Raw genomic sequence first — 22884 nt, forward strand, 5'->3', positions numbered from 1 at the left:
GCGGCACGCCCCGGGTCAGCCCGGGTCACCCCGGCAGGTCCTCGGGGCGGACGACGCCGTGCCGGAACGCCCACACCGCCACCTGCACCCGGTCGCGCACGCCGAGCTTGGCGAGCAGCCGCCCGACGTGGCCCTTGACCGTCGCCTCCGACAGCACGAGCGTCCGGGCGATCTCGCCGTTGCCCGCCCCGCGGGCCACCTCGACGAGCACCTCGCGCTCCCGCTCGGTGAAGGGCGCCAGGGCGCGCTCGGCGCCCGTCCCGACCTCGCCGGGGGCGGGCAGGTCCACGAGCTCGAGCAGGCGGCGGGTCACGCGCGGGGAGACGACGGCGTCGCCCGCCGCCACGGCGCGGACGGCCGCGACGAGCTCCTCGCCGCGGACGTCCTTGAGGAGGAAGCCGCTCGCCCCGGCGCGCAGCGCGGCGAAGGCGTGCTCGTCGAGGTCGAAGGTCGTGAGGACGAGCACCCTGGCCCGCAGCCCGGCGTCGACGACCTCGCGGGTGGCGGCGACGCCGTCGCGCACGGGCATCCGGACGTCCATGAGGACGACGTCGGGGTCCAGCGCCCGGGTCATCGCGACGCCGCGGGCGCCGTCGCCGGCCTCGCCGACGACCTCGACGTCGGGCTCCGCCTCGAGCACCATCCGCAGGCCGAGCCGGACGAGGGCCTGGTCGTCGACGAGCAGGACCCGCAGCGGCGCAGCAGCTCCCGTCGCGTCGTCGGTCATCGGGGGTCCCCTCCCGCCGGGACGTCGAGCGGCAGGTCGAGGTGGACCGCCCAGCCGCCGTCCGCCCGCGGCCCGGCCTCCAGGACCCCGCCGCGCGACGCCGCCCGCTCGGCCATGCCGACGAGCCCCCGGCCGCGCCCGTCGGCGGCCGGGGCGCGACCGGGGGCCCGCAGGCCGCCGTCGTCGACGACCTCGACGACGAGGCGACCGGGCCCGGACGCCCCCGGGCCGGTCCCGCGCAGGAGCACCGACGCGCGGGCGCCGGGGCCGGCGTGGCGCAGGGTGTTGGTGAGGGCCTCGCGGACGACCCGGTGGACGGCGAGCCCGGTGCCCGCGCCGACCGCCCCGAGCTCGCCCTCGCGGGTCACCGCGACCGCGAGGCCGGCGCCGCGGACCTGCTCGACGAGGGCGTCGACGTCGGCGAGGCCGGGCTGGGGCACGAGCGCGCCGTCGGCCGTGCCGTCGGGCGCGTCGTCGTCGCGGGCGAGGACGCCGAGCAGCCCCCGCATCTCGCCGAGGGCCTCGCGGCCGGTGTCGGCGACGGCCCGCAGCGCGGCCGGGTCGGCGGGCCGCGCCGGGTCCGCGGCGGCCCGGGCCGCGAGCCCCTCGGTGAGCCGGACCATGAGCGTCACGGAGTGGGCGACGACGTCGTGCACCTCGCGGACCACGCGGGCGCGCTCGGCGGCGACGGCCAGGCGGACGTCGGTGTCGCGCTCGACCTCGAGCCGGCGGGCGCGCTCCTCGAGGCCGGCGAGGTGGTCGCGCCGTCCGCGCAGGACGCTGCCCGCCAGCAGGGCCGCCGCCTCCATGGGCCCGAGCATGAGGAGGACCGCCCACACGGGCACCGGCCCCTCGCCGCGGCCGGGGCCGTCGCCGGGGACGCCCGCGCCCACGACGGCGACGGCGGCGAGCACGGCGGCGCCGAGCACGGCGACGAGGCCGAGGCCCGCGAGGCCCCGACGTCCGTCGGCGCGGTGCAGCGCCGCGGCGCCGACCGCGAGGAGGACGAGGACGACGACGGCGGGCTGGCGCCCGGGGAGCAGACCCGTGGCCGTCGTCGCGAGGACGAGGGCGGACACCGGCGCGACGACGGGCGCCACGTGCCGGCCGGCGAGCGCGAGGACGGCGAGGGCCACGACGACGGCGCCCGCCGCGTCGGCGTCCCGCAGGACGACGGGGACGACGAGCGCGACGGCGGCGAGGACGACGGGCGCCAGCTCGCGCCGCGGGCCGCGCCACCGGCGGACGGCCGGGCCGGCGGGCGCGGCGGGCCCGGGCGACGTCGGCCCCGCGTCCGGGGCGGGGGCGGCCGTCACCCCGGCAGCGTAGGAGCGCCCTCCCGCGGGAGGGCGGCCGACGACGACGGGGCCGTGCCGCGGACCCGTCCGGGGCGGGCGGGTCCGCGGCAGCGAGAGCGGCACGGGCTCAGACGTCGCGGCGGCGCAGGAGCAGCGCCCCGGCGGCGAGCGGCACGAGGGCCCAGCCGGCGAGCGTCCACCAGGCGGCCGTGGTGCTCAGCGTGTGCTCGCCGTCGACGACGGACAGGGACTGCCCCGCCGCGACGGAGTTGTGCCCGACGGCGGTCTGCAGCCAGTCGACCGGGATCAGCGGCAGCAGCGGCGGAGCCACGAAGACGAGCGCGACGAGCAGGGTGATGGCGCCCGCGGTGCTGCGCAGCAGCGTCCCGAGACCCAGGCCCAGCAGCGCCGTCGCGACCATGGCGGCGCTGCTGCCGAGGACGGCCGTCGGCACCCCGGCGTCCGTCAGCGCGACCGCCTGCTCCGCCGGCAGGAGGGCGCTCGCGGTGACGAGCGCGAGGCACGAGGTCAGCACGGCCACCGGGGCGACGACGGCCACGACGACGACGGCCTTCGCCGCGAGGAGCGGCCAGCGGCGCGGGACGGCCGCGAGCGACGTCGTCACGGTGCCGGAGGCGTGCTCGCCCGTCATGACGAGCGCCCCGAGCACGCCGAGGAGCAGCGAGGCCAACGACGTCGAGGACAGGACGCGGCCCACGGTGTCGGCGGGGGCGCCGGGAGGTCCGCCGGGACCGCCGCCGGGTCCGCCGCCGGAGCCGTCGGCGAGGGCCCAGCCGGTCAGCGCCGACAGCCCGACGCCGAGCGCCACGGCGAGGAGGAGGACGGCCCACGTCGAGCGGAGGGAGCGGAGCTTCGTCCACTCGCCGCGGACGACGCCGAGGAAGGTGACCCGGCCGGTCGGCGGGCGGTGCGCGCGAGCCGTGGTCGTGGGGGCGGTGGTGGTGGTGCTCATCGGGGGGCTCCGGCGGCGAGGGGGCGGTCGGTGGAGGTGGTGCGGGGGGCGGGGACGCCGTCGGCGGGGTCGGCCGCTGCGCCGGGCCCGCCGGCGCGGTGCTCGCGGCTGCTGCCGGTGAGCTCCATGTAGGCCTCCTCGAGCGTCGCCTGCCGGGCGCGGAGCTCGTGGAGCACGACGCCGTGGGCCGCGGCCAGCTCGCCGACGCGGGGGGCGGGCAGCCCGGCGACGTCGAGAAGGTCACCGCCGGTGCTCGTCACGGACGCGCCCTCCGCGGTGAGGACGGGGACGAGCCGGGCGGCGTCGGGCGTGCGGACGGCGACGGGGCGGTCCTGCGCCCGGGCGACGAGCTCGGCGACGCTCGTGTCGGCGAGCAGCCGGCCGCGGCCGACGACGACGAGGTGGTCCGCCGTCATGGCCATCTCGCTCATGAGGTGGCTGGAGACGAGGACGGCGCGGCCCTCGTCGGCGAGGGAGCGCAGCAGCGTGCGGACCCAGAGGACGCCGTCGGGATCGAGCCCGTTGACCGGCTCGTCGAGGACGACGGCGGCCGGGTCGCCGAGCAGGGCGCCGGCGATGCCGAGGCGCTGCCCCATGCCGAGGGAGAAGCCGCCGACCCGGCGGCGCGCGACGCCCTCCAGCCCGACGAGCGCGAGGACCTCGTCGACCCGTCGGGCGGGGATCGCGTGGGTGCGGGCGAGCGCGAGGAGGTGGTCGCGGGCGCTGCGGCCGCGGTGGACGGCGCGGGCCTCGAGGAGCGCCCCGACGACGTGCAGGGGCGCACGGTGGTCGGCGTACGCGCGGCCGCCCACGGTGGCCGAGCCGCTCGTGGGCCGGTCCAGGCCGAGGACGGTGCGCATCGTCGTCGACTTGCCGGCGCCGTTGGGGCCGAGGAAGCCGGTGACGGACCCGGCCTCGACGCGGAAGGACAGGTCGTCGACGGCGGTCGTCGCGCCGTAGCGCTTGGTCAGGTGGTCGACCTCGATCACGGGGTGCTCCTCGGGTCTGCCGGGCGGGGGCCGCGGTGGTCCTGCCGGGCGGCTCTGCGGGTGGTCTCTCGGGTGGGCGGCGGGGTGCTGCCGCCCTCGTCGTCGACGCTAGGGACGGCGCGCGGCCCGCCCCAGCGCCTGCGGGACCGACCTCCCGGCCCGCACCCCCTCCCGGAGGAGGGGGTGCCCCCGCCCGCCGGCCCGCCCCTCCTCCCGACGTGCGACCTCGTCGGGCGCCGCCGCGGGTACCTGCCCCGTCGTGCGACCCCCTCGGGCCCAGCGCGGCCACCCTCCCCGCGACGTGTGGCCATGTCGGGGCCGGGCGGCCCGCTCTCCTCGCGACGTGTGGCCACGTCGGCACTCGTCGTGTGCTCGGGCGCGACCCCTGCGCCGGGCCGTCCGCCGGCCCCGCGGTTAGCGTCGCGGGATGAAGGACCTCGACGTCGTCGTGCTCGGCGCCACCGGGCTCACCGGTCGGCTCGTCGCCGCCCACCTCGCCGGCAGGGCGCCGGAGACGGCGGTCCGCTGGGCCGTCGCCGGGCGCAGCCCGCAGCGGCTGGCCGACGTGCTGACGGAGGTGGGGGCGCCGACGACGCCGTCCCTCGTCGTCGACCTGGGCGACGAGGAGGCGCTGCGGCTCATGGCGTCCCGCACGCACGTGGTGCTCAACCTCGCCGGCCCGTACTCGCGGACGGCGTCCGCCGTCGTCGCGGCGTGCGTGGCCGGGGGCAGCTCGTACGCCGACCTCTCCGGCGAGGTGCCCGCCGTGGCCCGGCTGGTCCGACGCCGGCACGAGCCGGCCCGGCGGGCGGGGGTGCGCGTCGTCCCCGTGAGCGGCTACGAGGCGCTGCCCGCCGACCTCGCCGTCCTGCTCGCCGCGCAGCGGGCCGAGCAGGCCTCGCGCGGCGGGGCGGCGGTCGACGACGGCCCGGGCGCGGGCGGCGACGTCACCGCCGTCGCCGTCACGTTCCGGACGACGCCGCCCTCCCGGCGCCTCGGCCTCACCGACGCCGTGAGCGGCGGCACGCTCCAGAGCCTCGTCGAGGTGCTCGCGGACGACGACGCCCGCCGCGCCGGCGACCCGGCCGCGCTCGTCGTCGACCACCGCGCCGCGGCCGCCGTCCGGCGCACCTCGCCGCTGGCGCTGCGTCCGCGCGTCGTCGGCGGCCGGGTCGTCGGGCCCGTCGTGCCGGCCGCCTTCATCGACCCGCCCGTGCTCCACCGGACGGCGGCGCTGCTCGCCGAGGAGCGTGGCGAGGAGCACCGGCCGGCGGCGCTGGCAGAGGGGGCCGACATGGGTCCGGCCGGCGGGACGGTGGGGGCCGTGGTGCTCGCGGCCGCCGGCGCGGGCGCGCTGCTGCAGCGCGGCGTCCTCGCGGCGACGCACCTTCCGGGCCCGCTGCGGCGGGGGCTCGCCGGTCTCCTCGCGCGGGTGCTGCCGGGCTCGGGCGAGGGGCCCTCGGCCGACGCCATGACGGGCTGGCGCTGGCAGGTGCGGGCCGAGGCGCTCGCGGCGGACGGCGCCCGCGGCACCGCCGTCGTCGAGGGCGTCGACCACCCCGGCTACGCGGCGACGGCCCGGATGCTCGCCGAGGTCGGCCTCCGCCTGGCCGCGACGGCGGACGACCCGCCGCGCACCGGCTGCCTCACCCCGGCGCTCGTCATGGCCGGTCCCGACGGCGCCGCGGGCCTGGCGGCGGCGGGCGTCCACGTGTCCTGACCGCCGGGTGCGGCGCCGTCGTCGAGAACAGGCGCCTGATCGCGGTCGAGAGGGCGTCACGGCGACGAACGGGCGCCTGTTCGCGGGACGTGGGGGCGTGCGGCGACGAATGGGCGCCTGTTCGCGGTCGAGAGGGCTTCGCGACGAAGAACAGGCGCTTGCTCGCGGGCGAGCCAGGTCAGGCGGTGTCGGCGGCGTGCTGCTCGAGGACGTGCGCCGACCACCCGGCGGTGCGGGCGCACACGAGCAGCGGCGTGAGCATCTGGGCGGGGACGCCCGCGCCGTCGAGGAGCACCGCCGCCCAGAGCGCCGCGTTGACCGTGCGGGGGAGGCCGTGGGCGTCCGGGCGGGCGCGGTCGGCGAGGGCGCGCTCGCCGGCGGCCTCGAGGGCCAGCGCGCTCTCCAGCCGCGGCGGGGCGAGCGCCGTCGCCGCGTCGCGGAGGTAGGGCACCCGCGGGTCCGGGCCGCCGCGGCCGTGGAGGCCGAAGCCCATGAGGCGGTGGCCGCCGTCGAGCACGCTGGCGACGACGGCGTCGGCGTCGCCGCGGCGGTCGACGGCGTCGAGCACGTGGAGGACGCGCGGCAGCGCCCCGGCGCACAGCGGACCGCTCATCGTGCCGACGGCGGCGGACAGGCACGCGACCGCGTCCGCCCCGCTGCCGGCGACGACGCGGGCCGTCACCGTGGCGGGGGTGAGGCCGTCCTCGGCGAGGAGGGTCCACGTCGCGTCGAGGGCGTGCACGTGGCGCGGGTCCGCCTCGCCGCGCCAGCGCAGGAGGAAGCGTTCCGCCGTCGTGCGGCCGCGGGCGACGTGCCGCTGGGGGACGGCGGGCACGTCGCTGCCGCGGGCCGACTGGGCGATGAAGGACAGCGCGAGCGTGCTCGCGCGGGCGAGGTCGTCGCGGGCCTGGGCCGCGTCGATGTCGAGCAGCGGGCGCAGCCCCCACACGGGCGCGACCTGGGCGAGCGCGCTCTGGACGTCGACGCGCACGTCCCCCGTCCGCACGGGGAGGGGGAAGGGCTCCGCGGCCGGGAGCGCCGAGGAGGGCCGGCCGTCGACGAGCAGCGCCCACACCTGCTCGAAGGGCAGCTCGCCGGCGAGGGAGGCGGCGTCGCGCCCGCGGTAGCGCAGGACGCCCGCACCCGTCTCGCTGACGGCGGTGCCCGCGACGGCGCGGGCGGTCGCGGTGGCCTCACGGGCGACGGGTCGACGCTCGGTCTCGGTGGCGGGGACGTCCGGGGGCACCGGGCCGTCCGCGGCGCGCGGCGCCACCTGCTCCTCGTCGTGCACGAGCACCCCCTCCGCCCGGCCGCCCCGCGGGCGGTCCGTCGCCGTGGCGCGCCGTCGCGCCGGTCCTACTCTGCCGGGTATGGCCGACGGAGCTGACGGCGGGCGGTCCGACGGGGCCGGGAACGGGGCGGCGGGGGACGGCGTCGTCGACCCCACCGCCCGCGTGACCTACACGGGCGCAGGGCTGGACGACGACGCGCCGCTCTGGCGCGGGTCGCCGCCGGCGCCGCTGGGGCTGCTGGAGCGGTGGTACGCCGAGGTGGCCGCCGACGGCCGCGTGACCGAGCCGGGCGCCGTCGTGCTGGCCACCGTCGACGACGCCGGCGACCCCGACGCGCGCACCGTCCTCCTCAAGGGCCTCGACGCCCGCGGCGCCGTCGTCTACACGAACCTCGGCTCCGCCAAGGCGCGGCAGCTGGCCGCCCACCCGCGGGCGGCGCTCGTCCTGCCGTGGCAGGAGGTGTCGCGGCAGGTGCGGCTGCGCGGTCGGGTCGAGCCGACGACGCGGGAGGAGTCCGCCGCGTACTTCGCCTCCCGGCCCCGCGGCTCGCAGGTGGCGGCGTGGGCGTCGGAGCAGTCGCGGCCCGTCGCCGACCGCGCCGAGCTCGAGGCGCGGGTGACGGCGCTGGAGGAGCGCTTCGCCGGGGGCGACGTCCCGCTCCCGCCGGGCTGGGGCGGGCTCCGCGTGCTCGTCACGGAGGTCGAGCTGTGGGCCGGGCGTCCGTCGCGCCTGCACGACCGGGCCCGCTGGACCTCGCGGAGCGGTGGGCCCGCGCGGCTCGACGACGCCGGGGCGTGGCGGCTGGAGCGCCTGCAGCCCTGACGGGGCCGCAGCGACGTCAGGGCCCTGGGGGCGACGTCGGCAGCGACGTCGGGGAGGCGGGGCGCTGGACCCCGACTTCGGCAGCGAAGTCGATGAGGCGGGGCGCTGGGGGCCGACTTCGGCAGCGAAGTGGGTGGGGCGGGGCGCTGGGGCCGACTTCGGCAGCGAAGTGGGTGGGGCGGGGCGCTGGGGGCCGACGTCGGCAGCGAAGTGGGTGGGGCGGTGCCCTGGGGTGCGACTTCGGCAGCGAAGTCGAGGGGGCGGGGCCCTGGGGTGCGACTTCGGCAGCGAAGTCGGAACGGAGGGACCAGGGGGCGACGTCGGGGGAGGCGCCGAGGCGGCGCCCGGGCAGGGAACAGCCCCCGGGGCCGAGGTCGAGGACCTCGCGCCGTGCTGGACGGGCACGGCACCCGGGGGCTGCGGTGGCTGCCTGGTCATCGCCGGCTCGCCCTGCTGCCGAGGACGTCCTCGGCGGGCGGACCGGACGATGCTGCGGGGCAGCGTCGTCCGATGGGATCGGGCGGCTAGCGGGCAGCCACCTCACGCGTCCTGAGACCACTCACTTCTCGGACCACCTCCTCTCTCGTGTCCGACGACCGTACGTCCGCCTCCCGCGGGTGCGCCAGGGGTTTCTCGCGACCGGTCCGGGCTGGACGGGCGTCCTAGGATCAGGAGCGAGCCCGGTGCCGCCGGCGACGTCGCCCGCGACGACGCCCGGCTGCCGGCGCGCGGGGCGGCACCGCCCCGCTGCCCCCCGAGAGCAGAGGGAGAACCGGTCGTGAGCGACCTCATCGACACCACGGAGATGTACCTCCGCACGATCTTCGAGCTCGAGGAGGAGGGCATCGTCCCGCTGCGGGCCCGGATCGCGGAGCGGCTCTCCCAGAGCGGGCCCACGGTGTCGCAGACGGTGGCGCGGATGGAGCGCGACGGCCTCGTCGTCGTCAGCGGCGACCGCCACCTCGAGCTCACGGACGAGGGCCGCACCCTCGCCACCCGCGTCATGCGCAAGCACCGGATCGCCGAGCGGCTGCTCACCGACGTCATCGGGCTGGACTGGGAGTACGTCCACGAGGAGGCGTGCCGCTGGGAGCACGTCATGAGCGAGCGGGTCGAGAAGCGCCTCGTCGAGCTGCTCGACCACCCCACCGAGTCGCCCTACGGCAACCCGATCCCCGGGCTCGACGAGCTCGAGGGCGGCGAGCCCGACGCGGCCCGCGCCGCGTCGTCGTCCTTCCTCGCCGGCGTCACCTCGATGGTCGAGGCGAGCGACGGCAGCAGCGGGCCGTTCGTCGTCCGCCGCCTCGGCGAGCCCGTCCAGTACGACCACGTCGTCATGGCGCAGCTGGCCGCCGCCCGCATCCGCCCCGGCTCGACCGTGGCCCTCGAGCGGCACGCGTCGACCCGCCGCGGCACCGAGGGGACGGTCGTCGTCCGCGCCGACGGGGCCGACGTCGGGCTCGAGCTCGTCGACGGCGTCGCCTCGCACATCTTCGTGGCGCCCGCCGACGGCGCCGTCGACGCCCCCGAGGCCGTCACCGCGGGCGCCGTCCCCACGGCGCCGCCCGCCGGCTGACCCGCTGCGGCCCAGCAGCGCCGCCCGCACGACGACGCCCCCGGCCCCTCCGCGAGGAGGGACCGGGGGCGTCGTCGTCGGGAGGTCAGGCCCCGGCGGCGGGAGCCTCGTCGCGCACGCGGCGCGCGGCGCCGACGAGCACGGCGAGGCCCTGCGTCACCTCGTCGACCGAGCGCGTCTTGAGGCCGCAGTCCGGGTTCACCCAGAGGCGGTCGGCCGGGAGGCGGCGCAGCGCCTCGTGGAGGTGGTCGACGACCTCGTCCTCGCCGGGCACGCGGGGGGAGTGGATGTCCCACACGCCCGGGCCCACGCCCTTGTCGTAGCCCTCGGCCGCCAGCTCGTCGAGGACCTCCATGCGCGAGCGCGCCGCCTCGAGGCTGATGACGTCGGCGTCGAGGGCGTCGATGGCGCTCATGACGGCGCCGAACTCGGCGTAGCACATGTGCGTGTGGACCTGCGTGGTCGACGCCGCCCCCGCCGTGGACAGGCGGAAGGAGTCGACCGCCCAGCGCAGGTACTCCTCGCGGCCCGCCGCGCGCAGCGGCAGCAGCTCGCGCAGGCCCGGCTCGTCGACCTGGACGACGCGCGTGCCCGCGGCCTCGAGGTCGGCGACCTCGTCGCGCAGCGCCAGGCCGATCTGCATGGCGGAGACGCCGCGCGGCTCGTCGTCGCGGGGGAAGGACCAGGCGAGGATCGTCACCGGGCCGGTGAGCATGCCCTTGACCGGCGCCGAGGTCAGCGACTGCGCGAAGGACGTCCAGCGGACCGTCATCGGCTCGGGGCGCGAGATGTCGCCGACGACGACCGGCGGGCGCACGCAGCGGCTGCCGTAGGACTGCACCCAGCCGTGCTTGGGGGTGACGAAGCCCTCGAGCCGGTCCGCGAAGTAGCGGACCATGTCGTCGCGCTCGGGCTCGCCGTGCACGAGGACGTCGACGCCGGCCTTCTCCTGCGCGGCGACGACGACGCGGACCTCCTCCTCCATGGCCGCCTCGTAGGCGGCCAGGTCGAGGTTGCCGGCGCGGTGCGCGGCGCGGGCGCGGCGGATCTCCGACGTCTGCGGGAAGGAGCCGATGGTCGTCGTCGGCAGGAGCGGCAGGCCCAGCTCCTCGGCCTGCAGCGCGCGGCGCTCCGCCGCGGGGACGTCGCGCGCCAGGTCGCCCGACGTCACCGCGTCGGTGCGCTCGCGGACGGCCGCGTCGCGGGTCCGGGGCGACGCGGCGCGGGAGGCGGCGAGGTCCGCGGACGCGCGGAGCTCGTCGGCGACGGCGTCGCGGCCCTCGGCGAGGCCGCGGGCGAGCGTGACGACCTCGGCGAGCTTCTGGTCGGCGAAGGCCAGCCAGGAGCGGACCTCGGGGTCGAGGTCGGTCTCGCGCTCGACGTCGTGCGGCACGTGGAGCAGCGAGCACGACGGCGCGACGTCGACCTGGGCGCCGGAGGCGGCCAGCACCTCGAGGTCGTCGAGCGCGGCGCCGAGGTCGCGGCGCCACACGCCGCGGCCGTCGACGACGCCGGCGAGCAGGCGCTTCCCGGCGAGGCCGCGCAGCCCGGCGACGGCCTCGACGTCGGCGCGGGAGGCGCCGGCGAGGTCGACGGCCAGGCCGTCGACGCCCGCGTCGAGGAGGACCTGGGCGGCGTCCCCGAGACGGTCGTAGGAGCCGCCGACGAGCAGGCGCGGGCGGGAGGTGACGCCGGACAGGTGCTCGTAGGCGCGGCGGGCGAGGTCGGCGAGGTCGTCGTCGAGGTCGGTGACGAGCGCCGTCTCGTCGAGCTGCACCCACGCGACGCCCTCGTCGGCCAGGCGGCCGAGGAGCTCGGCGTAGACCGGCAGCACGGTGTCGAGGAGGTCGGTCGTCGCGAAGCCCTCGGGGGCGTCGTCGGCCGGCTTCGACAGGCGGAGGAACGTCACCGGGCCGACGAGCACCGGGCGGGCGACGAGGCCGCGGGAGCGGGCCGCCGCCAGCTGCTCGAGGAGGTCGGTGGGGTCGAGCACCGGCCGCGAGCCGGGGCCGAGCTCGGGCACGAGGTGGTGGTAGTTCGTGTCGAACCACTTCGTCATCTCGAGGGCGGCCGTGTCGCCGCCGCCGCGGGCGGCGGTGAAGAGGCGCTCGAGGCGGCCCTCGGACGTGCTCGCGTCGAGGCCCTCGCGCGTCGCGCGGGCCGGCAGCAGGCCCAGCAGGACCGCGGCGTCGAGCACGTGGTCGTAGAGGGAGAAGTCGCCGACGGGGACCTCGGCGAGGCCGGCGCCGCCGAGCGCCGCGAAGCGCTGGTCCTGGACCTGGGCGACGACGTCGAGGAGGCCGACCGCGTCCAGGTTCCCGGCCCAGTGGGCCTCGAGGGCGCGCTTGAGCTCGCGGTCGCGGCCCTGGCGCGGGTACCCGGCGGCGGTCGCCCCCGGGCGGTGCCCCTGCTCCTGCGTGGTGCTGGCGGTGCTCATGGATCTCTCCCTGCGCGTGTGCTCGTGAGGCGGCGGCCGGGCGGTCGCACCGCGGGGTGCGAGCCTAACGACGTCCGGGGGGCGGGACGGCGGTGTCCGGCTGACGAGAAGACGGCGGTCCGCCCGACGGCCCGGGGTGCGCGTCGTCCACCGACCCGTTACCGAGATGTGACGCACCGGAGCCCCCTGCTGTACGGTCTGCGCGCTACCCGGGCACCCGGGCAGCGCCTGCCCCGGCACGCCGAGCCCTGCCACCGGGACGCAGGTCCTCGTCGAGCTCGTCATGGCAGGGGCGGGGGACCCACTTCCGGTCCCCGTCGCGGCGCCCGTCCCTCCCGTCCGCGGGAGACGGCGGCGGCCGCACGGGGTCCTCGGGGTGAAGCCGGTCTCCTCGGAGCCGGCCGGGTGGCTCCCACCCGAACCCGACAGCTCACCTCGTAGGCGCTGGGAGAGGCCACACCGAGTGCTCCAGCACGCCTTCGCGCGCCCTCGTGCGCACCGCAACGCCCGTCACCTCGCCGCCGCCCCGGCGCGCCCGTCGCTCGCCGCCGCCGTCGCGGCGCAGAGCACCGGTGCCCGCCGCGCCGCCCGCCGCTCCGTCGTCGTCGTGGCCGCCACCGGCCTCGTCATGACGGCCGGCGTCACCAGCTCGGTCGCCGAGCCCGCCGTCAGCCCGGTGGCCGCCGCCCAGGCCGCCCCCGCGCTCGAGACGCCGGCGCCGCTCCCGGAGCCGGCCGTCACGGAGGCCCTCACGGTCGCCGCCGACGTCCCGGTCACCTTCACGCGCGGCGAGTCCGCCGCCGTGACGGCGCCCCCGCCGCCGCCCGAGCCGGAGCCGGTCGTCGTCGAGGCCCCGGCCGACGAGGCCGACGACGCCTCCTCCGACGAGGCCGACGACGCCTCCGCCGACGAGGAGAGCTCGTCGTCGGAGGAGTCCTCCTCCGACGAGGGCTCGGACGAGGCCTCGGACGCCTCGGACCGCGACGAGGACACCTCGGTCTCGCGCTCGTCCTCCCGCGGGGACGACGACGCCGACGAGGACAGCTCCTCGGACGAGGGCTCCTCGGCCCCCTCGAGCGCCGGCTCCTCGGTCCTCGACATCGCCGCGCAGTACGTCGGCACCCCGTACGTCTACGGCGGCACCTCGCCGTCGGGCTTCGACTGCTCCGGCTTCACGCAGTACGTCTTCGCGCAGGCCGGCATCTCGCTGCCCCGCACGGCCGCCCAGCAGGGCGCCCAGGGCCAGCGGATCTCCCGCAGCGAGGCCCGCCCGGGCGACCTCGCGGTCGTCTCCGACGGCTCGCACATCGGCATCTACGCCGGCGACAACCAGTGGTACGACTCGCCCCGCCCGGGCAAGTCGGTGTCCAAGCGCGACATCTGGACCTCGGACGTCTACTTCGTCCGCTACTGACGCACCCGCCGAGCGCGCCCCGCGCGCGGCCGGCCCCCGACGGCCGCCGTCCCCGCGAGGGGCGGCGGCCGTCGTCGTCCCGGGGTGCGCGGGCGGTGACGGACCGGCGTCGCGGGCGTGACGGGGCCGTGGCGGACGGCCGACGGGAGGACGTCGGCGGCGCGGCGTCACCACAACCCCGGTGACGCGGGCGGCGCGGCGACGTACCGTGATGGCGCCGGGTCGGTCCCGGCACCTCGCGAGGAGGTCCCGTTGACGCCTGCACCGGCGCGTCCAGCCCGCTCCAGGGCCGGCTCGCGCCGCCGTGCCGCCGCCACGGTCTCGCGAGGGACAGGGCGGGCCCGACCACGACGGTCGGCCCCCGCCCCGCACCCCCAGGCACCAACGCACCCCACGGCGTCGACCCCTCCGGGTCGGCGCCGTCGTGCGTCTCCCACCCCCCGCGGGCGTGCCTCCCGCGGGACGACGGTCCGACGCCGGCGTGCCTGCCACGCACGCGGGCGCGGCCAGATCGGGGTCATCGCGTGCGCACCCTCGTCCTCAACGCCGGCTACGAGCCGCTCGGCGTCGTGCCCTTCCGGCGGGCCCTCGTCCTCGTCCTCGCCGGGAAGGCGGTCGTCCTGGCGGCCGACGACGTCCCCGTCGTCGCGACGTCGCTGAGCCTGCCGCGCCCGTCCGTCATCCTCCTCACCCGCTACGTCAAGGTGCCGCACCAGCGCTCGGTGGCCGTCTCCCGCCGCGGGGTGCTGCGGCGCGACGGCGCCCGGTGCGCCTACTGCCGGCGCACCGCCACGACGGTCGACCACGTGCTGCCGCGCAGCCGGGGCGGGCGCGACACGTGGGAGAACCTCGTGGCCTGCTGCCTGCGGTGCAACGGGCAGAAGGGCGACCGCACGCCGGAGGAGATGGGCTGGTCGCTGCGCGTCCGGCCGGCCGTCCCGAGCGGCCCGGCCTGGGTGGTCCAGGGCGTCGAGGCCCGGCCCGCGGGGTGGGCGGCCTACCTGCCGGGGCTCGCCGCGCCCGAGATGGCCTGAGCGCGCGGCCGTCCCGGGCGCCTCACGGCTCGGGCAGCCGCGGGCCGGGGCCGGTCACGTCGTCGAGCAGGTCGCCGTCGGCGTCGAGCCGGTCGAGGACCTCCTGCGGCGAGAGCTGCTGCAGGTCGTCGTCGAGCTCGTCCCACAGCCGGGGCGCGGCCACCCGCGGCTGCTCGCGCCCCCGGAGCGAGTACGGCGTGACGGTCGTCTTCGACCACGTGTTCTGCGACCAGTCGAGGAGCACGCGACCGGTGCGGCGGGCCTTGGTCATCGTCGCGACGACCTCGCGCGGGCGGTCGCGGGCCAGGTCCTCGGCGAGCCGGCGGACGTAGGCGCGGACGACGTCGGCGTCCTGCTCGCCCGAGACGGCGGCGTAGAGCTGCAGCCCCTTGCTGCCGCTCGTCACGGGGCGGGGGTCGAGGCCGTCCTCGAGCAGCCGGTCGGCGACGACGTGGGCGAGGGCGGCGCACTCGGCCAGGCCCGTGCCGGGGCCCGGGTCCAGGTCGACGACGAGCCGGTCCGGGTGCGCCGTCCGCGCGGGGCGCCCGCGGCCGCCCGGGGCACCGCCGTCGCAGACGCGCCACTGCGGCGTGTGCAGCTCGATGGCCGAGAGGTTGGTGACCCACGCGAGCCCGGCGACGTCGTCGAGCAGCGGGTAGCGGACCGTCTCGACCCCCTCGTCCCCGTCGTCCGCGCCGTCCCGCTCGCCGGAGCGCAGGGGCACCGCCGCCGTCCGCACCCACGACGGGGTCCCCGGCGGCGCGTTCTTCTCGAAGAAGGACGTGTCGGCGACGCCGTGGGGCCACCGGACCCGGGTGACCGGGCGGCCCGCCAGCTGGCGCAGCAGCGGCTCGGCGGCGCGGACGACGTAGTCGAGCACCTCGGCCTTCGTCGTGCCGGTGGCGGGGTACAGCACCTTCTCGAGCGAGGTGAGCCGCAGGCGGTGCCCGCCGACCTCGACCACCTGCTCCGTCGCCTGGTGCGGGCTCACGCGGGGCCGTCCTCGGGGACCGCCGCGGCGTCGGGCTCGACGACGTCCGGCCCGGCGTCGTCGCGCAGCCCGACGAACGACGGCTGGCGCAGGCGCCCGCCCGGCGTCGAGCCCAGCGAGCGGACCTCGGCGACGAGGACCGGGTCGAGCCAGGTGGCCCCGCGGGCGTCGACGGCGGGCACGTCGGTCGTGAAGGGCGACGCCGGCCGGTCGAGCCCGGCGAGGCGCGGCGCGAGGCCCGCCGCCGCCCGCGGGCCGATGCCGCTGCCGACCCGCCCGAGGTAGACGAGCCCGCCGTCGCCGTCGGGCGCGCCCACGAGGAGCGCGCCGACGCGGTCGCGCGTGCCCTCCTGCGGGCGCCAGCCGCCGACGACGACCGTGCGCGCGAGCCGGTGCGCCGCCTTCACCCACGCGGTGCTGCGCTCGCCGGGGCGGTAGGTGGAGTCCCACCGCTTGGCGACGCCGCCCTCGAGGCCCTGCGCCCGGGTGGCGGCGAGGACGTCGGCGCCGGACGCGAAGACGGGGGAGACCTGCAGCGCGGCCCCGCGCACGCCCTCGGAGCCGACGGAGGGCGGCTCGGCGAGCCAGCCCTCGCCCAGCTCCTCGAGCACCTCCCGCCGCCGTCGCAGGGGATCGCCGGTGAGGTCGCGCCCGTCCGCCCGCAGGACGTCGAAGACGACGTAGACGACCGGCACCGCGCGCGCGGCCGCCCGGGCCCGGCTGCCGGACAGGCCGAGCCGCGGCGCGAGGACGCCGAACGACGGTCGCCCCGCTCCGTCGAGCGCCACGACCTCGCCGTCGAGGAGGAGGTCGCCGCCGGCGCCCGTCGCGGCCGCGGCCAGCCCGGCGAGGTCGGGGAAGGCGGCGGTGACGTCGCGCTCGGTCCGGCTCGTGAGGACGGCGCGGGCGGCGGCGCGGCCCGCGGCGGGCCGGACGTCGGCGAGCAGGCGCATGCCGTCCCACTTGACCTCGTAGGCCCAGCGGGGGTGGTGCGCCGCGTCGTCCCCGCGGGCAGGCGACGGCGCACCGCCGGGCAGCGTGCCCGGGGCGGCCGTGGGGGTGGCGAGCATGGGCCGCACCGGACGATCATGGCGGCAGGTGCGGACGCGCGCCGGGCGAGCGTCCCGGGCTGCCGGGCGGGGCGCCGGGGGAGGGCGAGCCATGAGGGCCATCTGGAAGGGCGCGGTCTCCTTCGGCCTCGTCTCGGTGCCCGTCAAGGTGTACGCCGCCACGGGCACCAACGACGTCCGCTTCCACCAGGTCCACGAGACCGACGGCGGGCGCATCCGCTACCGGCGCGTGTGCAGCGTCGACGGCGAGGAGGTCCCGTACCCGGAGATCGCGAAGGCGTACGAGACCGAGGACGGGGAGCAGGTCGTCCTCACCGACGAGGACATGGACAAGCTGCCGCTGACGTCGAGCCGCGAGATCGACGTCGTCGAGTTCGTCCCGGCCGACCAGGTCGACCCGGTGATGCTGTCGAAGGCGTACTACCTCGAGCCGGACCGGGTGGCGCTCAAGCCGTACACGCTCCTGCGGGAGGCGCTGGCCGCCACCGACCGGGTCGCCGTCGTGAAGGTCGCGCTGCGGCAGCGGGAGGCGCTCGCCGTGCTCCGCGTGCGCGACGACGTCATCGTGCTGCAGACGCTGCTGTGGCCGGACGAGGTGCGCGAGGCGTCCTTCGACGTGCTCGCCGGCGACGTGCAGCTGCGGCCGCAGGAGACGGCCATGGCCGCCTCGCTCGTCGAGTCGCTGGCGGGCGACTTCGACCCCTCGCAGTTCACCGACGGCTACGCGGCGGCGGTCGTCGAGCTCGTCGAGGCCAAGGTCAGCGCCGGGGAGGTGCGCCGCCCGCCCGCCGAGGGCGACGCGGACGGCGACGGCGAGGGCGCGCAGGTCGTCGACCTCCTGGCGGCGCTGCAGCGCAGCGTGTCCCGCGCCCGGGGCGAGCGCGGTGAGGGCGGGGGCGACGCCGAGCAGGCCCCCGCGCGCCCGGCGCGGGCGTCGCGGTCGAAGGCGGCTGCGGCGGAGGAGGAGCCGGAGGAGGCCCCGGCGCCCCGGAAGCGGGCGTCGCGGTCGAAGGCGGCGGCGGAGGAGGAGCCGGAGGAGGCCCCGGCGCCGCGGAAGCGGGCGTCGCGGTCGAAGGCCGTCGCGAAGGACGAGGAGCCGGAGGAGGCCCCGGCGCCGCGGAAGCGGGCGTCGCGGTCGAAGGCCGTCGCGAAGGACGAGGAGCCGGAGGAGGCCCCGGCGCCGCGGAAGCGGGCGTCGCGGTCGAAGGCCGTCGCGAAGGACGAGGAGCCGGAGGAGGCCCCGGCGCCGCGGAAGCGCGCGTCGCGGTCGAAGGTCGCCGCGAAGGACGAGGCCCCGGAGGAGACCCCGGCGCGCCGGACGCGGAAGAAGTCGGCCTAGCCGCCGACCGCGCCGACCGCGCCGACCGCGCCGACCGCGCCGGCCGCGCCGGCCGCGCCGCCCGCGACCACCGGGACGGCGGCGCGGTCGGTGGTCGGCGGGCCGGGGCGCGTGGCGAGCCACTCGCGCACGGTCGTCGGCGCCCCCTCCGGCACCTCGTGGCCCGCGCCGGGCACGACGCGCAGGTCGAGGTCCGCGGCGGGCGCCAGGGCCGGCAGGTCGGCCAGCGCGGGGAAGCCGGTGAAGAGGTAGGGCACGAGGTCCACGCCCTCCACGGGGACCGCCCGGTCCTCCGCCCCGGCGAGGTGCAGGGCCGTGAAGGCGCCGTCGCACCGGTCCACGGCGATGGTGGCGTTGACGACGGCGACGGCGTCGACCTCCTCGGGCCGCTCGCAGGCCAGCCGGTAGGCGAGCATCCCGCCGTTGGAGTAGCCGACGACGTAGGCGTGCCGCGCCCCGCGGGCCCGGAGCTCGTCGAGCAGCCCCGCGACGAAGCCGACGTCGTCGACGTCCGAGCGGGCCGCGGAGCCGCAGCACGTCCCGGCGTCCCAGCTGGGCCGGTGGCCGAGGCCGGTGGGCAGGACGGCGACGGCGCCGAGGCGCTCGACGAGGGCGGGCACCTCGAGGCGCTCGGCGATCTGCGCGGCGTTGCTCGTGTAGCCGTGGAGGACGACGACGGCGTCGCCCACCACGCGGGCCGGCAGGGCGTCCCCCTGCCGGACCGGTCGGCCGCCCGAGGCGTCGAGCACGAGCAGGGGCCGGTCGGCCGGGTCGACAGGGTCGACGAGCGGGTCGGGCACCGGCGCGGGCGGCGGGGCGCCGTCGGAGGGGCCGGCGACCGCGCCGTCGAGGGCGCCCCACGGCAGGTCGGGGACGAGCCCGGTGACGGGGAGCGCGGCGAGGGCGAGCGCCGCGACGGCGGTCAGCGCGACGCGCCGGCCCGGCCGCCGGCGGGGGCGGCGGGACCGGTCGCCGGTCCTCTCCCGCGGGAGCCCGTCGTCGCGCACCGGGCGATGGTGCGCGAGGACGGCGCTGGACGGGAGGGATTTGGACGAGGTCGTGACCCGACCGTGCCCTGGGAGGCCCCGACGGTGCGCCGGGAGGGTGACGGACCGGGGCAGGTCGGGCGCGGGCGAGGAGGGCGTCGCCGCTGCGGGCGACGCCGTCACCCGTCCGGCGCAGCCGACCTCGCCGTCCCGGCCCGACCGGGGCGGTGGTGGGGGAGCGACGGGCCCGCGCCCGGCCGCTGTGGCAGGGTGCCGACGTGGCTGCCCCCGACGACGTCGGCCCCGTCCCCCGCCTGCGCCCCCTGCACGGGAGGGCCGTCGCCCTCGGCGACGCGATGCACCGGCGTGCGAGCCGGCGGGCCCTGGAGCAGGGGTGGCAGCCGTCCATCACGGTCTACGCCGGCTACGGCTCGCCGCGCAGCGTGCGCGTGCTGGGACGCCTGCTGCTCACGGCGCCGGACGGGCGCACGCCCACCGAGCGTCCCGAGGTCGTGCGCGGCTGGCGGTCCTTCCTCACGGTGCCCGTGCGCGAGGCGCGCGTGCAGGTCGAGGTGGGCGGCGAGCTGCACGAGGCGGTGACCGACCGCGGCGGCTTCGTCGACGTCGTCCTGCCGGCGTCGCTCGAGCCCGGCTGGCAGCAGGTGGTCGTCCACGCCGAGGGCGCCGAGCCCGTGCCCGCGCCGGTGCGGGTCATCGGGGACGACGTCGAGGTCGGGCTCGTCAGCGACATCGACGACACGGTGATGGTGACGGCGCTGCCGCGCCCCTTCCTCGCCGCCTGGAACACCTTCGTCCTCGACGAGCACGCACGGAACCCCGTGCCGGGCATGGCGGTCCTCTACGAGCGCATCACCCGGCGCTGGGCCGACGCGCCCGTCGTCTACCTCTCGACGGGGGCCTGGAACGTCGCGCCGACGCTCACCCGCTTCCTCCACCGCCACCTCTACCCGCGCGGACCGCTCCTGCTGACGGACTGGGGCCCGACGCCGGACCGGTGGTTCCGGAGCGGCCGCGCGCACAAGGAGCGGAGCCTGCGCCGCCTGGCCGAGGAGTTCCCGCACGTGCGGTGGCTCCTCGTCGGCGACGACGGCCAGCACGACGAGGCCATCTACGAGGAGTTCGCCCGCGCGCACCCGGACAACGTCGCCGCGGTGGCGATCCGGCACCTCTCGCCGACGGAGTCGGTGCTGGCGCAGGGCCTCCCGGCTCCCTCCGGCGCGCCGGCGCGGGCCGAGGGGCCGCACGCCTGGGTCTCGGCGCCCGACGGGGCGGGGCTGGCCCGGCTGCTGCGGCAGGGCGGCCTGCTCTAGGCCCGCCGCGCCCTCGACCGGACGACCGACGACGCAGGGCCCGCAGGGCGACGCCACGGCGTCGTCCTGCGGGCCCTGCGTCGTCCCCGGGGGACGGTGGTGGCGTCAGCGCGGGCTGCCGGCCCCCACCGGCACGGGCGCGTCGGCGGGGACGGGGTCCTCGGTGCGCCGTCGGCGCCGCAGGAGGGGGCTGCCGTCGCTGCAGCGGTCCTCGAAGGAGGCCACCGCGAGCAGGAGCGGCAGGACGAGCAGCGGGGTCAGGAGGGCCAGGGGCAGGAGCAGGGCCATGGTCGCTCTTCCGTGCGGCGTCGTTCGCCCGGCGCCTCGGAGCACCGGTCGACGGGCCGGGGCCCGCGCCGTCCAGGGTGGGGGAGGTCGGCCGGTCCCGCGATCCGACGCGCCGGACGGGTGGCGCCGCGGTGGACGGGCGCGCGCGCGCCCGCCGTGCTGTGCTGTGGCCATGGCTGACGCAGACATCTGGGACCGCATCCGCAAGGCCCGCGACTTCGCCCTCGAGGCGGAGAAGACGGAGCGGCAGCGGATCGCCGACGCCTCGACGAACGAGGAGCAGCAGGCCGCCTCCGTGCGCCTGGCGACCCGCCAGTCGGTGCGCGAGGCGCTCGACGTCGTCCTCGACGAGGACACCTCGCCCCCCGGCGCCTGACCTCCCGCCACCGGTGCGCCGGTGGCAGCCCCGACGGGCGCGCCGGCCCCGGCTGGCGCGCCCGTCGTCGTCCGGCGAGGGTCGCCCGCATGAGCGGTCCCGCGGTCATGTGGTTCCGGCGCGACCTGCGCGTCGGCGACAACCCGGCCCTCCTCGCGGCACGCGGGGCGGGCGGCGGCGTCGTCCCGCTCTTCGTCCTCGACCCGCGGGTCTGGGACGCGGCCGGGCCGGCCCGCCGGGCCTTCCTCGTCGGGTGCCTCGAGGCGCTGCGCGAGCAGACCGACGGTGCCCTCCTCGTCCGCCGCGGCGACCCGCGCGAGGTCGTCCCGGCCGTCGTCCGGGAGACGGGGGCGGGCTCGGTGCACGTGGCCCGGGACACCGGGCCGTACGGGCGGCGGCGTGACGAGGACGTCCGCGCGGCCCTCGGGGCGGAGGGGGACGTGCCCCTCGAGGAGGACGGGACCGCCTACGCCGTGGGGCCGGGCCGGGTCCTCAAGGGCGACGGCTCCCCGTTCCAGGTCTTCACGCCCTTCTCCAAGGGGTGGGCGCAGCACGGCGTGCCCGACCCGGCGAGCCGGCCGCGGTCGGTGCCGTGGGTCGCGGCGGGCGGCGCGGACGACCTCCCCGCGGCCCCCGAGGTCGACTACGACCTGCTGCCGGCGGGCGAGGAGGCGGCCCTCGCGGCGTGGCGCACCTTCCGCGACGAGCGGCTCGACGGCTACGCCGAGGAGCGCGACCGTCCGGACCTCGACTCCACGAGCCGCATGTCGGCCTACCTCCACCTCGGGTGCGTGCACCCGCGCACGCTCGTCGAGGAGGCCCGTGCGCACGGCGGGGAGGGCGCCGAGGCCTACGTCCGCGAGCTCTGCTTCCGCGACTTCTACGCGGACGTGCTCTGGCACCGGCCCGACTCCGCCTGGGAGGCCTACAAGCCGGACCTCGCGGGCATGGAGCACGACACGGGCGCCGCGGCGGAGCGGAGGGTCGACGCCTGGCGCGAGGGGCGGACCGGCTTCCCCGTCGTCGACGCGGCCCTGCGCCAGCTGCTGGCCCAGGGCTGGATGCACAACCGGATGCGGATGCTCACCGCGTCGTTCCTCGTCAAGGACCTGCACCAGCGCTGGCAGGTCGGGGCGCGCCACTTCCTGCGCCACCTCGTCGACGGCGACCTCGCCTCGAACAACCACGGGTGGCAGTGGGTGGCGGGCACGGGGACGGACGCCTCGCCGTACTTCCGCGTGTTCAACCCCGTCACGCAGGGGCACAAGTTCGACCCGCACGGCGACTACGTCCGCCGCTGGGTGCCCGAGCTGCGCGGGGTCGAGGGCTCGGCGGTCCACGAGCCCTGGGACCTGCCGGACGGGCTGCCCGAGGGCTACCCCGAGCGGGTCGTGGACCACAAGGCCGAGCGCCAGGTGGCGCTCGACCGGTACGCCGCCGTCCGCGGCTGACGCCGCCGGCGGCGCCTCAGGCGGCGGGGACGGCCGGCGTGGCTCCGGCGGCGAGGGTCCGCGGGGTCGTCGCCGTGGCCTGCGCGGGGAGCGCGCCGCGCAGCTCGTCGACGAGGGCGTCGCCCAGCTCGTCGTCCCACATGTCCTCGGTGCAGCACGGCCACGGCGTCTCGCGGGCGGCGTCGACCGGGTCGCGCCGGCCGGCCAGGAGCGAGGCGCGGGCGGCGGCGTAGTGCAGGCGCACGCCGGTCTCGAGCTGGGGGTCCACGGCGAGGTCCGGGTCCAGCGGCGGGGCACCGCGGACGACGTCCTTGGGGTAGGGGACGACGACGGTGCCGCCACGGCGGCGGCAGCCCTCGTCGTAGGGGACCGGGACGTCGGCGCCGCGGAGCCAGCCGGTGCTGACGACGAGCCACGTGGGCCGGCCGTCGTCGTCGCGGACGACGCTCGTGACGCGGCCGACGCGCTCGCCGTCCACCGAGCGCACGAGCGCCCGGAAGAGGTCCTCGCGCTCGTCGCCCCCGGCGTCGGCGTAGTCGTCGAACGGCTCGGGCCCGTCCGCGCCCGCGGGGTCGCCGGGGCCCTGCGGGAGGGGGCCGCCCGGCGGTCCGGTGGTGCCGTGGCGCCCCGCGCGCGCCGCTCGTCCGAGTGCCATGGTCAACGGTCCCCTCCATCGCCCCGCGGCGCCACCCTCCCGGGTGACATCGGGGTGTCGTTCTCGTCACGCCCTGCCGGCGCCGTGCTGCTGCCCGGGGCAACGCGCAGGGGCC

20 protein-coding genes and 1 riboswitch are annotated in these 22884 nt (G+C 78.6%); of the genes, 9 read left to right on the forward strand and 11 right to left on the reverse strand.

Translation table 11 applies throughout. From position 1 onward, the window contains the following. Positions 1-25: 25 nt before the first annotated feature. The 4 genes from EDC03_RS11035 to EDC03_RS18420 all read right to left on the reverse strand — a co-directional run bounded on the left by EDC03_RS11035 (position 26) and on the right by EDC03_RS18420 (position 3987). A complete protein-coding gene (locus EDC03_RS11035) occupies positions 26-727 on the reverse strand; it encodes a response regulator (RefSeq protein WP_123380294.1) in 702 nt (233 codons plus the stop codon). Continuing rightward, entirely contained in the window at positions 724-2043 is a 1320-nt protein-coding gene (locus EDC03_RS11040) for a sensor histidine kinase (protein ID WP_148058062.1), read from the reverse strand. Before EDC03_RS11040 ends, EDC03_RS11035 begins: the two co-directional genes overlap by 4 nt. Positions 2044-2152: 109 nt before the next feature. After that, entirely contained in the window at positions 2153-2998 is an 846-nt protein-coding gene (locus tag EDC03_RS11045; protein WP_123380296.1) for an ABC transporter permease subunit, read from the reverse strand. After that, on the reverse strand, positions 2995-3987 hold the full coding sequence (locus EDC03_RS18420) for an ATP-binding cassette domain-containing protein (protein WP_123380297.1): 993 nt from the start codon (positions 3985-3987) through the stop codon (positions 2995-2997). The genes EDC03_RS11045 and EDC03_RS18420 overlap by 4 nt, the downstream gene beginning before the upstream one ends. A gap of 427 nt (positions 3988-4414) precedes the next feature. Between EDC03_RS18420 and EDC03_RS11055 the strand changes: the two genes are divergently transcribed. Beyond that, positions 4415-5707: a saccharopine dehydrogenase NADP-binding domain-containing protein gene (locus EDC03_RS11055; protein WP_123380298.1), complete on the forward strand. Its 1293-nt coding sequence runs from the start codon at positions 4415-4417 to the stop codon at positions 5705-5707. A gap of 178 nt (positions 5708-5885) precedes the next feature. Here the strand turns inward: EDC03_RS11055 and EDC03_RS11060 are convergent, their stop codons facing one another. Beyond that, on the reverse strand, positions 5886-6998 hold the full coding sequence (locus EDC03_RS11060) for a citrate synthase (protein ID WP_199720168.1): 1113 nt from the start codon (positions 6996-6998) through the stop codon (positions 5886-5888). A gap of 79 nt (positions 6999-7077) precedes the next feature. Between EDC03_RS11060 and pdxH the strand changes: the two genes are divergently transcribed. Continuing rightward, entirely contained in the window at positions 7078-7821 is a 744-nt protein-coding gene (pdxH, locus tag EDC03_RS11065) for a pyridoxamine 5'-phosphate oxidase (RefSeq protein ID WP_123380299.1), read from the forward strand. A 778-nt stretch (positions 7822-8599) separates the two neighbouring features. Beyond that, positions 8600-9397, forward strand: a complete 798-nt coding sequence (locus tag EDC03_RS11070) for an iron-dependent transcriptional repressor DtxR (RefSeq protein ID WP_123380300.1) — start codon at positions 8600-8602, stop codon at positions 9395-9397. A gap of 85 nt (positions 9398-9482) precedes the next feature. Here EDC03_RS11070 and metE read toward each other — a convergent pair whose 3' ends face one another. Beyond that, positions 9483-11834 carry a 5-methyltetrahydropteroyltriglutamate--homocysteine S-methyltransferase gene (gene metE / locus EDC03_RS11075; protein ID WP_123380301.1) on the reverse strand — a complete coding sequence of 784 codons (2352 nt, stop codon included), beginning with the start codon at positions 11832-11834 and terminating at the stop codon, positions 9483-9485. Between the two features lie 362 nt (positions 11835-12196). After that, positions 12197-12273, forward strand: a riboswitch (cyclic di-AMP (ydaO/yuaA leader). A 24-nt stretch (positions 12274-12297) separates the two neighbouring features. Here metE and EDC03_RS17880 point away from each other — a divergent pair. Further along, positions 12298-13248, forward strand: a complete 951-nt coding sequence (locus EDC03_RS17880; protein ID WP_199720169.1) for a C40 family peptidase — start codon at positions 12298-12300, stop codon at positions 13246-13248. Between the two features lie 524 nt (positions 13249-13772). Continuing rightward, positions 13773-14282 (forward strand): HNH endonuclease, encoded by a 510-nt coding sequence (locus EDC03_RS11085; RefSeq protein WP_123380302.1) that lies wholly within the window; start codon positions 13773-13775, stop codon positions 14280-14282. Between the two features lie 22 nt (positions 14283-14304). Here EDC03_RS11085 and ligD (EDC03_RS11090) read toward each other — a convergent pair whose 3' ends face one another. Together ligD (EDC03_RS11090) and ligD (EDC03_RS11095) are read right to left on the reverse strand one after the other, a co-directional pair. After that, positions 14305-15273, reverse strand: a complete 969-nt coding sequence (gene ligD, locus EDC03_RS11090) for a non-homologous end-joining DNA ligase (RefSeq protein WP_123380303.1) — start codon at positions 15271-15273, stop codon at positions 14305-14307. Beyond that, positions 15270-16343 carry a non-homologous end-joining DNA ligase gene (ligD, locus tag EDC03_RS11095; RefSeq protein WP_123380402.1) on the reverse strand — a complete coding sequence of 358 codons (1074 nt, stop codon included), beginning with the start codon at positions 16341-16343 and terminating at the stop codon, positions 15270-15272. The genes ligD (EDC03_RS11090) and ligD (EDC03_RS11095) overlap by 4 nt, the downstream gene beginning before the upstream one ends. Positions 16344-16434: 91 nt before the next feature. Here ligD (EDC03_RS11095) and ku point away from each other — a divergent pair, with 91 nt between their 5' ends. Then, positions 16435-17682, forward strand: a complete 1248-nt coding sequence (gene ku / locus EDC03_RS11100) for a non-homologous end joining protein Ku (protein ID WP_123380304.1) — start codon at positions 16435-16437, stop codon at positions 17680-17682. Here the strand turns inward: ku and EDC03_RS11105 are convergent. Further along, positions 17679-18689 carry a CE1 family esterase gene (locus EDC03_RS11105; protein ID WP_123380305.1) on the reverse strand — a complete coding sequence of 337 codons (1011 nt, stop codon included), beginning with the start codon at positions 18687-18689 and terminating at the stop codon, positions 17679-17681. The two genes, ku and EDC03_RS11105, sit on opposite strands and share 4 nt — an antisense overlap. 335 nt (positions 18690-19024) lie before the next feature. On the opposite strand from EDC03_RS11105, the gene EDC03_RS11110 reads away from it, so the two are divergent. Further along, the gene (locus EDC03_RS11110; protein ID WP_123380403.1) at positions 19025-19999 is read left to right on the forward strand and encodes an App1 family protein; all 975 of its coding nucleotides are present in this window, start codon (positions 19025-19027) and stop codon (positions 19997-19999) included. A gap of 105 nt (positions 20000-20104) precedes the next feature. Here the strand turns inward: EDC03_RS11110 and EDC03_RS11115 are convergent, their stop codons facing one another. Next, positions 20105-20287, reverse strand: coding sequence for a hypothetical protein (locus tag EDC03_RS11115; protein ID WP_123380306.1), 183 nt, complete (start codon positions 20285-20287; stop codon positions 20105-20107). A 172-nt stretch (positions 20288-20459) separates the two neighbouring features. Between EDC03_RS11115 and EDC03_RS11120 the strand changes: the two genes are divergently transcribed. Both EDC03_RS11120 and EDC03_RS11125 read left to right on the forward strand, forming a co-directional pair. Next, positions 20460-20663: a hypothetical protein gene (locus EDC03_RS11120; protein WP_123380404.1), complete on the forward strand. Its 204-nt coding sequence runs from the start codon at positions 20460-20462 to the stop codon at positions 20661-20663. An 89-nt stretch (positions 20664-20752) separates the two neighbouring features. Beyond that, positions 20753-22114, forward strand: coding sequence for a cryptochrome/photolyase family protein (locus tag EDC03_RS11125; protein WP_123380307.1), 1362 nt, complete (start codon positions 20753-20755; stop codon positions 22112-22114). 16 nt (positions 22115-22130) lie between these two features. Here EDC03_RS11125 and EDC03_RS11130 read toward each other — a convergent pair whose 3' ends face one another. Next, positions 22131-22769, reverse strand: a complete 639-nt coding sequence (locus tag EDC03_RS11130) for a PRC-barrel domain-containing protein (RefSeq protein ID WP_123380308.1) — start codon at positions 22767-22769, stop codon at positions 22131-22133. Between the last annotated feature and the right edge of the window lie 115 nt (positions 22770-22884).

Origin of the sequence: Pseudokineococcus lusitanus (assembly GCF_003751265.1) — a bacterium.
Lineage (GTDB): Bacteria > Actinomycetota > Actinomycetes > Actinomycetales > Quadrisphaeraceae > Pseudokineococcus > Pseudokineococcus lusitanus.

What these genes read in the sequence shown, in the direction of transcription:
- EDC03_RS11045 (WP_123380296.1), bottom strand. Translation starts at nt 2,998, where the DNA reads ATGAGCACCACCACCACCGCCCCCACGACCACGGCTCGCGCGCACCGC.
- metE (WP_123380301.1), bottom strand. Translation starts at nt 11,834, where the DNA reads ATGAGCACCGCCAGCACCACGCAGGAGCAGGGGCACCGCCCGGGGGCG.
- EDC03_RS11125 (WP_123380307.1), top strand. Translation starts at nt 20,753, where the DNA reads ATGAGCGGTCCCGCGGTCATGTGGTTCCGGCGCGACCTGCGCGTCGGC.
- EDC03_RS11120 (WP_123380404.1), top strand. Translation starts at nt 20,460, where the DNA reads ATGGCTGACGCAGACATCTGGGACCGCATCCGCAAGGCCCGCGACTTC.
- ku (WP_123380304.1), top strand. Translation starts at nt 16,435, where the DNA reads ATGAGGGCCATCTGGAAGGGCGCGGTCTCCTTCGGCCTCGTCTCGGTG.
- pdxH (WP_123380299.1), top strand. Translation starts at nt 7,078, where the DNA reads ATGGCCGACGGAGCTGACGGCGGGCGGTCCGACGGGGCCGGGAACGGG.
- EDC03_RS11130 (WP_123380308.1), bottom strand. Translation starts at nt 22,769, where the DNA reads ATGGCACTCGGACGAGCGGCGCGCGCGGGGCGCCACGGCACCACCGGA.
- ligD (WP_123380402.1), bottom strand. Translation starts at nt 16,343, where the DNA reads ATGCTCGCCACCCCCACGGCCGCCCCGGGCACGCTGCCCGGCGGTGCG.
- EDC03_RS11055 (WP_123380298.1), top strand. Translation starts at nt 4,415, where the DNA reads ATGAAGGACCTCGACGTCGTCGTGCTCGGCGCCACCGGGCTCACCGGT.
- EDC03_RS11035 (WP_123380294.1), bottom strand. Translation starts at nt 727, where the DNA reads ATGACCGACGACGCGACGGGAGCTGCTGCGCCGCTGCGGGTCCTGCTC.
- EDC03_RS11115 (WP_123380306.1), bottom strand. Translation starts at nt 20,287, where the DNA reads ATGGCCCTGCTCCTGCCCCTGGCCCTCCTGACCCCGCTGCTCGTCCTG.
- EDC03_RS11110 (WP_123380403.1), top strand. Translation starts at nt 19,025, where the DNA reads ATGCACCGGCGTGCGAGCCGGCGGGCCCTGGAGCAGGGGTGGCAGCCG.